11 protein-coding genes are annotated in these 9,212 nt (G+C 64.7%); 4 read left to right on the top strand and 7 right to left on the bottom strand.

Annotation, left to right across the window (positions count from 1 at the left end; genetic code table 11):
- The first annotated feature begins 64 nt into the window (after positions 1–64).
- The gene (locus tag PVE73_RS02935; protein ID WP_277365511.1) at positions 65–1,177 is read left to right on the top strand and encodes a Glu/Leu/Phe/Val dehydrogenase dimerization domain-containing protein; all 1,113 of its coding nucleotides are present in this window, start codon (positions 65–67) and stop codon (positions 1,175–1,177) included.
- A 3-nt stretch (positions 1,178–1,180) separates the two neighbouring features.
- Here the strand turns inward: PVE73_RS02935 and msrA are convergent, their stop codons facing one another.
- The 7 genes from msrA to PVE73_RS02970 all read right to left on the bottom strand — a co-directional run bounded on the left by msrA (position 1,181) and on the right by PVE73_RS02970 (position 6,500).
- Positions 1,181–1,825 (bottom strand): peptide-methionine (S)-S-oxide reductase MsrA, encoded by a 645-nt coding sequence (gene msrA, locus PVE73_RS02940; protein ID WP_277365512.1) that lies wholly within the window; start codon positions 1,823–1,825, stop codon positions 1,181–1,183.
- Positions 1,826–1,927: 102 nt separating this feature from the next.
- On the bottom strand, positions 1,928–2,707 hold the full coding sequence (locus tag PVE73_RS02945; protein WP_277365513.1) for a succinate dehydrogenase iron-sulfur subunit: 780 nt from the start codon (positions 2,705–2,707) through the stop codon (positions 1,928–1,930).
- 12 nt (positions 2,708–2,719) lie between these two features.
- Positions 2,720–4,555, bottom strand: coding sequence for a succinate dehydrogenase flavoprotein subunit (gene sdhA, locus PVE73_RS02950; RefSeq protein WP_277365514.1), 1,836 nt, complete (start codon positions 4,553–4,555; stop codon positions 2,720–2,722).
- Between the two features lie 7 nt (positions 4,556–4,562).
- On the bottom strand, positions 4,563–4,946 hold the full coding sequence (gene sdhD / locus PVE73_RS02955; RefSeq protein ID WP_277365515.1) for a succinate dehydrogenase, hydrophobic membrane anchor protein: 384 nt from the start codon (positions 4,944–4,946) through the stop codon (positions 4,563–4,565).
- Position 4,947: 1 nt separating this feature from the next.
- Positions 4,948–5,355: a succinate dehydrogenase, cytochrome b556 subunit gene (sdhC, locus tag PVE73_RS02960; RefSeq protein ID WP_277365516.1), complete on the bottom strand. Its 408-nt coding sequence runs from the start codon at positions 5,353–5,355 to the stop codon at positions 4,948–4,950.
- Positions 5,356–5,542: 187 nt separating this feature from the next.
- Positions 5,543–5,947 carry a DoxX family protein gene (locus PVE73_RS02965; RefSeq protein WP_277365517.1) on the bottom strand — a complete coding sequence of 135 codons (405 nt, stop codon included), beginning with the start codon at positions 5,945–5,947 and terminating at the stop codon, positions 5,543–5,545.
- 91 nt (positions 5,948–6,038) lie between these two features.
- Complete coding sequence (locus PVE73_RS02970; protein ID WP_277365518.1) at positions 6,039–6,500, bottom strand: GNAT family N-acetyltransferase; 462 nt, start codon at positions 6,498–6,500, stop codon at positions 6,039–6,041.
- Positions 6,501–6,691: 191 nt separating this feature from the next.
- Here PVE73_RS02970 and PVE73_RS02975 point away from each other — a divergent pair, with 191 nt between their 5' ends.
- From PVE73_RS02975 to PVE73_RS02985, 3 genes are read left to right on the top strand one after another with little or no spacing between them, the layout of a single operon-like run.
- Complete coding sequence (locus tag PVE73_RS02975; RefSeq protein ID WP_277365519.1) at positions 6,692–7,018, top strand: hypothetical protein; 327 nt, start codon at positions 6,692–6,694, stop codon at positions 7,016–7,018.
- A 49-nt stretch (positions 7,019–7,067) separates the two neighbouring features.
- On the top strand, positions 7,068–8,372 hold the full coding sequence (locus tag PVE73_RS02980; RefSeq protein WP_277365520.1) for a hypothetical protein: 1,305 nt from the start codon (positions 7,068–7,070) through the stop codon (positions 8,370–8,372).
- A complete protein-coding gene (locus PVE73_RS02985) occupies positions 8,369–9,202 on the top strand; it encodes a hypothetical protein (protein ID WP_277365521.1) in 834 nt (277 codons plus the stop codon). Before PVE73_RS02980 ends, PVE73_RS02985 begins: the two co-directional genes overlap by 4 nt.
- Positions 9,203–9,212 lie beyond the last annotated feature (10 nt).

A 9,212-nucleotide genomic window follows, 5' to 3' on the forward strand; every position in this document is an offset into this window, starting at 1 on the left:
GGCAACCAAAAGTCCGCCGATGGCCCTAGATTCATAGGCGGATAAACATTCGGGGAGGAATGCCATGCTGCACATCCGGGAGCCGAGAACCCTGAAGACGCCTGCCGGCGGCCACTCCCTCTCCATTTCCGACATCACCGCCGATGCTGCCGAACTGCCGTCCTTCGACGGCCACGAGCGCGTCTGGTGCGGCCGTGACGAAAGGCGCGGGCTCACCGCCATCGTCGCGATCCATGACACGACGCTCGGCCCGGCACTGGGCGGCACGCGGATCTGGCCGCATGAAAGCTTCGAGGCCGCCGTTACGGATGCGCTCAGGCTCTCACGGGGAATGACCTACAAATCCGCCGTGGCGGGCCTGCCTCTTGGCGGCGGAAAGGCGGTCATCGTCGCTGATGCGAAGACACAAAAGACCCCGGCACTGCTGACCGCCTATGCCGAGATGCTGACAGCACTGGAAGGCCAGTTCATCACGGCAGAGGACGTGGGCATGACGCTTGCGGACGCCGACTTCCTGCGGGAACGCGCACCAAACGTGGTGGGCACGAGCAAGGGCGGCAGCGGCAATCCTTCGCCCTTCACGGCTGAAGGTGTCTTCCTCGGCATCAAGAAGGCGCTGAAACATCGCAACGGGTCGGCGCGCCTTTCCGGCATCCGCGTGGCCGTTCAGGGCCTGGGCTCGGTAGGCTGGTCGCTCTGCGAGAAGCTCTCCCGCGAAGACGCGGACCTGATTGTGACGGACCTCGATGCAATGCGCGTGGAAAAGGCGCGGAGAGCCTTTGGAGCCACCGCGATCGCCGCCGACGAGGTCGTCGCCGCTGAAGCCGAGGTCTTCGCGCCCTGCGCCCTGGGCGGCGTGATCTCGCAGGAGACCCTCCGCTCGTTGAAGTCCGGAATCGTGGCGGGCTCTGCCAACAACCAGCTCGCAAGGCATGAGGACGCGCGTCTTCTGATGGAGCGCGGTGTTCTCTATGCGCCGGACTACGTCATCAATGCGGGCGGGCTCATCAATGTTGCGGCGGAGCTTTCGCCCTTGGGCTATGACCCGGAAGCCGTCATGGCGCGGCTCGGAAAGATCCCCACGGTGCTGGGTGAGATCTTCGCCCGCGCCGAGGCGCAGAAGCGGCCGACCAACGACATCGCGGCTGAAATCGCGATGGAACGCATTCGCCGATAACGGCTACTTCACGATCCCGCGCAGCGCGGTCTCACCCCAGACCTGCCTCAGCCTGGCATCCCGGCCGCAGCCCTCGCGATAGCCTTTGTAGGCATTGGCCTTGGTGACATAGCCGAAGCGGGAGAGGATGCGTTCGTCGCTCTGATAGTAGTCCTGATGGTAGTCTTCGGCCGGCCAGAAGGTCGAGGCCGGCTCGATGGGCGTGGCGACGGGGATGCCGAGCTCCTCCTCCGCGGCGGCCTTGGCTTTCTCCGCCGCCTGCCGCTGCGCATCGTTCAGGACATAGATCGCGGTGGTGTAGGCATGGCCCCGGTCGCAGAACTGGCCGCCTTCGTCGGTCGGGTCGACCGAATGGAAGAAGACGTCGAGGAGTTGATCGTAGCCGACACGGGTGTCGTCATATTCGATCCTGACCGCCTCGCGGTGGCCACCGGAGGAATAGTCGTCATAGGTCGGGTTCTGCGTCTCCCCGCCGGTGTAGCCGGACGTCGTGGAAAGTACGCCCGGCACATGGTCGAAATCGGCTTCCACGCACCAGAAGCAGCCGCCTGCGAAAATCGCCGTTTCTGTTTCGGCCGCCGAGGGCTGTGTGCCTGCGAACGCGAGAGCAAGAAGACATCCCGCCATTCCTGCAAAGCGATGGAGCATATGCCGATCCTCCCGTGCTCGAGACATTTCCGGCATGGGTAGCACGGTTCAGCGCTCACGCGCCTACACGCCTGCGTGATCGGCGCTGCTGGGGATCTGCGGTCAGACCTGCCGTTCGACCATCATCTTCTTGATCTCGGCTATCGCCTTCGCCGGGTTCAGCCCCTTCGGGCAGGTTTGGGTGCAGTTCATGATCGTGTGGCAGCGATAGAGCCGGAAGGGATCCTCCAGATTGTCGAGCCGCTCGCCCGTGGCCTCGTCGCGTGAATCGATCAGCCAGCGATAGGCCTGCAGAAGCACGGCCGGCCCCAGATAGCGCTCGCCGTTCCACCAGTAGCTGGGACACGAGGTCTGGCAGCAGAAGCAGAGGATGCACTCGTAGAGGCCGTCGAGCTTCGTCCGGTCCTCGTGGCTCTGCTTCCACTCGGTCGCGGGCTCCGGTGTCACCGTCTGCAGCCAGGGCTCGATCGAGGAGAGCTGGGCGTAGGGGATCGACAGATCCGGCACGAGATCCTTCACCACCGGCATGTGCGGCAGCGGATATATCCGCACCGCGCCTCCGATGTCGTCCATGCCCTTGGTGCAGGCGAGCGTATTCGCGCCGTCGATGTTCATTGCGCAGGAGCCGCAGATGCCCTCGCGGCAGGAGCGGCGGAAGGTGAGTGTCGCGTCGATCTTGTTCTTGATCCAGATCAGCCCGTCGAGCACCATCGGCCCGCAGTCGTCCATGTCGACATAATAGGTGTCGAGACGGGGGTTTTCCGTATCATCCGGCGACCAGCGGTAGATGCGGTACTCGCGCAGGTTCTTCGCACCCTCTGGCTTCGGCCAGACCTTGCCCTGCTTGACCTTGGAGTTCTTGGGAAGAGTGATTTCGACCATGATGTCCTCCGGTCAGTAGACCCGCTTTTTCGGTGCAATCTTTGCCGGGTCGATACCGCCCTCCTCGGGCTTCAGCATCGGCTCGGTATGCACCGCGCGATAGGCAAGGCGGACGGTGCCGTCCGGCTCCACCCAGGAGAGCGTGTGCTTGCGCCAGTTCACGTCGTCGCGCTCGGTGAAATCCTCGCGCGCATGCGCGCCGCGGCTCTCCTTGCGCGCCTCGGCCGAGTAGACCGTGGCGATGGCATTCGCCATCAGGTTTTCGAGTTCGAGCGTCTCGACCAGATCGGAGTTCCAGATCATCGAGCGATCGAACACCTTGACCTCCGGAAGCTCGTTCCAGATGGCGGAGATGCGCTCGCAGCCCTGTTCCAGGGATTCCTGCGTGCGGAACACCGCCGCATCCTCCTGCATGGCGCGCTGCATCTTCTCGCGCAGCGCCGCCGTCGGCGTGTCGCCATCGGCGTGGCGGAGCCGATCGAAGCGGTCCATGATCTTCTCGCAGGCGGCCGTGTCCACCGGGGGTACCTTGGATGTGCGGTCGACAACCTGGCCCGCGCGGATCGCAGCCGCGCGGCCGAACACCACGAGATCGATCAGCGAGTTGGAGCCCAGGCGATTTGCCCCGTGCACCGAGGCGCAGGCCGCCTCTCCCACGGCCATGAGCCCGGGGGCGACGGCGTCCGGGTTGTCCGGGGTCGGGTTCAGCACCTCACCCCAGTAGTTCGTCGGGATGCCGCCCATATTGTAGTGCACGGTCGGCAGCACCGGGATCGGCTCGCGGGTCACGTCCACGCCGGCGAAGATGCGGGCCGATTCGGCGATGCCGGGCAGCCGCTCGTGGATCACTGCCGGATCGAGATGGTCGAGATGCAGGAAGATGTGGTCCTTGTCCCTGCCCACGCCGCGCCCTTCGCGGATCTCCAGCATCATGCAGCGGGAGACCACGTCGCGCGAAGCCAGGTCCTTGGCCGACGGGGCGTAGCGCTCCATGAAGCGCTCCCCTTCGGAGTTGACGAGATACCCGCCCTCGCCGCGCACACCCTCGGTGATGAGACAGCCCGCGCCGTAGATGCCGGTGGGATGGAACTGGACGAACTCCATATCCTGCAGCGGCAGGCCGGCGCGTACGATCATGCCGTTGCCGTCGCCCGTGCAGGTATGTGCCGAGGTGCAGGAGAAATAGGAACGCCCGTAGCCGCCGGTGGCGAGCACGACCATCTTGGCAGCGAAGCGATGGATCGTGCCGTCCTCCAGGTTCCAGGCCACAACGCCCGTGCACACGCCGTCATCGGACATGATCAGGTCGAGCGCGAAATATTCCACGAAGAACTGCGCGTGGTTCTTCACCGACTGGCCGTAGAGCGTGTGGAGGATCGCGTGGCCGGTCCGGTCGGCTGCGGCACAAGTGCGCTGCACCGGCGGGCCATCGCCGAAATTCTGCATATGGCCACCGAAGGGCCGCTGGTAGATCCTGCCGTCCTCCGTGCGGGAGAAGGGCACACCGTAGTGCTCGAGCTCGTAGACGGCAGCCGGCGCCTCGCGGGCGAGATATTCCATGGCGTCTACGTCGCCCAGCCAGTCGGACCCCTTCACAGTATCGTAGAGGTGCCACTGCCAGTGATCCGGCCCCATATTCTGCAGCGAGGCGGCGATGCCGCCCTGGGCTGCCACCGTGTGCGAACGTGTCGGGAAGACCTTGGTGATGCAGGCTGTCTTCAACCCCTGTTCGGCCATGCCGAGCGTGGCGCGCAAGCCCGCGCCGCCAGCTCCGACCACCACCACGTCAAAAGCGTGGTCGACATAGGTGTAGGCCCCGCCGGCCTGGTTCTGAACTGCATCAGCCATTTAAAATTCAGCCTCCGAAGGCGATTCTGAGGAGGGCGTAGAGCGCGATGGCTCCCACGACAATGGGAAAGAACGTGTTGAGGATGATGAGCACGATCTTGCTTCCCTCGCCGTGCACGTAATCCTCGATGATCACCTGCATGCCGAGGCGCATGTGATAGACAACGGAAAGGAAGGCAAAGCCAACCAGGAGCGCGACCACTGGTTGCGCGAGGACGGCGCGTACCTCCTCATAGGAGGCGCCGCCATAAACGGCGACGAAGCCGATGAAGAAGATGATGAGCGGAATATTGGAAACCGCCGTCAGACGCTGGCGCCAGAAGTGCTCGGTGCCGCCCCGCGCGGAACCCAGGCCGCGGACCTTGTTCAGGGGAGTGCGCATGTCGGCCATCTCAGAGCCCTCCGCGGATCGCCCAGGCGCAGATCCAGAGAACGAGCGTCAGGAGGATGGAACCCACGAGATTGGCGATGGCGATGTTGCGCGAAGTCTGCTTCTCCAGCCCGTGGATCGTATCCCAGATGAGGTGGCGGATGCCGCCCAGCATGTGGTGGATGAGCACCCACGAATAGCCGAAGATCACGATCCGGCCGATAATCGAGCCGAAAAGCCCGTTGATGAAATCGAACCACTCCCTCGAGCTTGCCGCCGCAAGCAGCCACAGCGCGAAGAGCAGGATGCCGAAATAGAGTGCTGCGCCGGTGATGCGGTGCAGGATCGACATCGCCATGGTGGGCGTGAAGCGATAAATCTGCAGGTGGGGCGAGACGGGCCTCGCCTGGGTGGCTGTGGATTTGCTCATGGCTTCCCCATTTCATCGCCGGCAGACGAGGCACGGAAAGGCGGGGGTGACTCACCCGCCCTTGCCCCAAGCCACCGGCAGTGGCTTTCTAATGCGGTTTTTGCGGTGCGTCAAAGCCGCATGACGAGTCTCAGGCCACTGAATCGGTTGAAGCTTCGAGCTTTGTGCCGGTTCCGGGCGCGGGTCCTTATTCGCGCCAGATGAAACCCCGGTGGATCGCCAGCTTGTTACCCGGCCCGCAGACCGAGGCGAACAGAAGGCCGGCAAAGAAGCTGAAGTGATCGACAAAAAAGCCGAACTCCGCTTCGCTGCCACTCCAGCGTGAAGGTCCATGGAAGGCGAAGGCCAGGAAGATCACGTAGGCGGCGGCAACGAGCGCCGCCTCCGAGAAGAACGCGCCCGTCAGGAAAGCGATCACGAGCGCAATCTCGAAGAAAGCGGCCACCCAGGCAAGCAGCAGCGGAAATGGAAAGCCGGCCGCTGCGATATAGGCGGCCGTGCTCTCCATGCCCGAGAACTTGAAGGCCGCCGCCATCGCGAAGATTCCTGCGAAAATGAGCCTTGCCAGAAGAATTGCAGCAGTCTTTCCCATGCGAGTCCCCTCCGGACGTGGTTTCGACCAGCCTAGGACGCGCGAAAAGCGTTGATTCCGACATCCCGGGAAAAAGTCCAGGCGTACGCCTTCAGCGCGTGTCGAAACGAATCACATGCGTGGTCCAGTCGGCCGGTACGGCGATCTGCTCGTAGAGCTTCCGGCCCTCGACCGGCTGGCGCGGTGCCTGGAGCACGAGCCGCGTCCAGCTACGCTCTTCCGCCTGGTCTCCAATCACGTCGATCAGCGCCCGCGCAATGCCCTTGCCGCGGTGATCGTGATGGACATAGACGTGCTCCACGAGGCCATAGCGCAGGCCGGAGAGCGGGTCCGGCAGGTCGTAGTATATGGCGAAGCCGACGATCTCGCCATCGATTCGTGCGCCGACGATCTCCACCACCCGGTCCTGCAGCAGCGTTTCGGCATAGAACTCGTCGGGCCGGCGGGGGGCGCCGCGCTTCAGCGACTGCGTGTAGTTGGCCAGAAGCGGCGCGAGCGCGTGAGCGTCCTTCAGCCGCAGTGGGGCGATATCGATCACGTGATTCTCACTCATGGGCGGCCCTCCTTCTGGCGCCGGAAGCAATCGGCGAAATCAGCCGCCTCTGTCAATTGCGGCCAGGAAGGCTCGAGGCGGCGTGACAAAGGTTAAGAAAGCGCTAATCTGATGCGCAGGGCCATGCCGCAACAGGAGCGCTGCCGATGCCTTCTTGCCGACATCTTTACCAAAGAGAAAGGTTTTGGGCAGTGGCCGCCCTCCTGATCACGTTCTCGTTGCCCGCTTTTGCGGGCGACCTTGCCGGCGAGCGTAGCTATGTGGACAGTTTCGGGAATCTCGTGATCCACGATCCTTCAGGGTTCAAGCGCATCCTCGTCGGCAGGGGACAGCCCGTCGAAGGGCATGCTCGCCGGAAAATCCGGGAACCGAAAGTGGTCTATCTGGAGGAGGATCGCGGCCGGCTTTACCTGCGCGAGCGGGCAAATTGCCGCTACGGCGCATTGCTGCAAGGGCGCAGCTACATGTATGGGCTGCCGGACGGTGTCGTGCCGGTGCCGACCGTGGCCTGCCGGTGACGCGCTCAGGACGGTCGGGGTGGAAACGCAAGCGCGAGGGGAGTGTCCGATGAGCGAGGCCCGGGCCGCCAGGCAATTGCGCGATCATATCGACTCGCTGCAGACGATGACGCGCTTCGTCCTTGCCACGCTGGCGCTGGCGAGCGGCGTCTACACCTATCTCGGCGTGCGCGACCTGCTAGACGGGTCCACGACCATCGTGTTCTTCGCGGCCATCATCTATTCGGCCGCCGTGTCCGTCGGAATCTACGGCTTCTGGACATATCTGATGCGATTCCTGCCGGAGATGCGCGAGGCGGCCTCGCGCGCTGCGCTCTTCGGCGTGATGGCTATCGGCTCGATGATGATCATCGCCATGTCCTCATGGCTCAATGCGGCGGCGCTGGCAGGTTCGGCAGCGGTCGAGCAGCATCTGGCGAGCACGCTCGAAGACTATACGGGCGATCTCGACCAGGCGCATTCCAATGCGTTGGGAGCGCTCTCCCTCCTGCCCGACATCCAGCGCGCATCGGAACGGTTCGCGAGGCTGGCGGAGGACGAGCGCAGCTCCGGCGCGCTCACCGGGACTTCCGGATCGGGCAGCGTCGTGCAGCTTCTCACACAGATGTCGGCGCAGATGCGGGAGCTGGAGCAGACGATCCAGGCTTCTCGTGAAACCGTGGCCGGCCTGTTCAAACAAGGCCAGGAGCGGCTTGCGGCCATGCGCGCGCTCGTATCCGCGCCCGGGTCGGTGCAGCCGCGTGCGGACCGTTTCGCCGAGGAGGCGGTGGCGATGGCCGGCGTAATCTCCGCGCTCGAGCAGACGTCCATCGCGCCCTCCGTCGCGCGGGCGGCAGCGGATCTTTCCGCCGGCTTCATCGCCCCCGTGGCCGACGGCAGTTCGGTGGATCTGGCCGGGCGGCAGGACCAGGTGATGGCGACGGTGCGCGAATCGGTCTCGGCCCAGTCCAAAGCGCTCTCGGATGCCGCCGCCGAAATCCTGGCGCAGCCGAAGGTGCCCGAGCGGCGCTTCGTTCCGCTGTCCTCCGCTGAGGCGGTTCTACTTTATGCCACCGATTTCCTGCCGAGTTGGGCGGGCGCGATTTCCATCGACCTTCTGCCTGCCGTTCTCGTCGGCATTCTCGCCGTGGTCTACGCCTCCATCCGGCGCGGTGAGGCGGCGATGACGGATGCCGACCGCATGACGGCTTCCGAACTGCTGCGTGCCCTCGACTTGCGGGAGGAACTGGCGCGGCGCGCGCCGCGCGAAGCGCCGGCACCGGTGGTGGCCGCGGCAGCGGTGGAACCGGAGTTCCCGGTGGAGCGGCCGGAGAACGTCACACCCATTTCGGAACGCAAGCGGCACGAACCATGAGCGGGCCCGAAAACACCACTCGGCAGCGGCCTGGGCGCCCGGCGCTTGTCCGTTATCTTGCCCGCCTCGACGACGGGGCGCTTATGCGGGGTGCTTTTATCGGCGTTCTCCTGGGGGCCGCCACTCTGGTGGGTCTCGATCTGAGGGAGCTTGCCGATGCCAATGGCGGGCTCCTGCCCGCCGCGAAGCCGGAATCCCTTCAGCACAGATTCCCGGTCCTGCCCCCGGCCGTGAAGGCTGATCCCGATCGCCAACAATCGAACGATCCGCGCCGCTTCGTCACCGCCGAGGAGGACATCCTGCGGCAGCCGATTTCCTTCACGCTGGGAGCGGACGGCCTGCTCCAGGCCACAGGCAGCATCGACCCGGGTTCTGCAAGCCGGTTACGGGCGGAACTCGATGCGCGCGGGGAATATGTGAAGCGGGTCAGCCTCAATTCGCCGGGCGGCGCGCTGGACGACGCCATTCTCATGGCGGGCATGCTCCGGGAGCGCGGTGTGTCGACCGTCGTCGAGGATGGGGCGATCTGCGCCTCCTCCTGCCCGCTTCTGCTGGCCGGAGGCAAGACGCGTGAGGTCGGCGGGCAGGCGGCGGTGGGCCTGCATCAGTTCTATACCGTGACGGATGCGGCAGTCGCTCCGGCTCAGGCCATGGCGGATGCACAGATGACCACAGCCCGCATTTCCCGCCACCTGCAGGAGATGGGCGTGGACCCCGCCATCTGGCTGCACGCGCTCGATACGCCCCCGCGTGCGCTCTATTACCTTACGACCGAGGAGATGAAGCGCTACCGGCTGGTGACCGAGGCGGAGAAGATCGCGAAACAGTAGCGGAGACCCA

It is taken from the genome of Chelativorans sp. AA-79 (assembly GCF_029457495.1).
GTDB lineage: Bacteria > Pseudomonadota > Alphaproteobacteria > Rhizobiales > Rhizobiaceae > Chelativorans.

Bases quoted from the DNA above. Each gene is read 5' to 3' on its own strand.
- PVE73_RS02935 (WP_277365511.1), top strand. From the start codon at position 65: ATGCTGCACATCCGGGAGCCGAGAACCCTGAAGACGCCTGCCGGCGGC.
- msrA (WP_277365512.1), bottom strand. From the start codon at position 1,825: ATGCTCCATCGCTTTGCAGGAATGGCGGGATGTCTTCTTGCTCTCGCG.
- PVE73_RS02945 (WP_277365513.1), bottom strand. From the start codon at position 2,707: ATGGTCGAAATCACTCTTCCCAAGAACTCCAAGGTCAAGCAGGGCAAG.
- sdhA (WP_277365514.1), bottom strand. From the start codon at position 4,555: ATGGCTGATGCAGTTCAGAACCAGGCCGGCGGGGCCTACACCTATGTC.
- sdhD (WP_277365515.1), bottom strand. From the start codon at position 4,946: ATGGCCGACATGCGCACTCCCCTGAACAAGGTCCGCGGCCTGGGTTCC.
- sdhC (WP_277365516.1), bottom strand. From the start codon at position 5,355: ATGAGCAAATCCACAGCCACCCAGGCGAGGCCCGTCTCGCCCCACCTG.
- PVE73_RS02965 (WP_277365517.1), bottom strand. From the start codon at position 5,947: ATGGGAAAGACTGCTGCAATTCTTCTGGCAAGGCTCATTTTCGCAGGA.
- PVE73_RS02970 (WP_277365518.1), bottom strand. From the start codon at position 6,500: ATGAGTGAGAATCACGTGATCGATATCGCCCCACTGCGGCTGAAGGAC.
- PVE73_RS02980 (WP_277365520.1), top strand. From the start codon at position 7,068: ATGAGCGAGGCCCGGGCCGCCAGGCAATTGCGCGATCATATCGACTCG.
- PVE73_RS02985 (WP_277365521.1), top strand. From the start codon at position 8,369: ATGAGCGGGCCCGAAAACACCACTCGGCAGCGGCCTGGGCGCCCGGCG.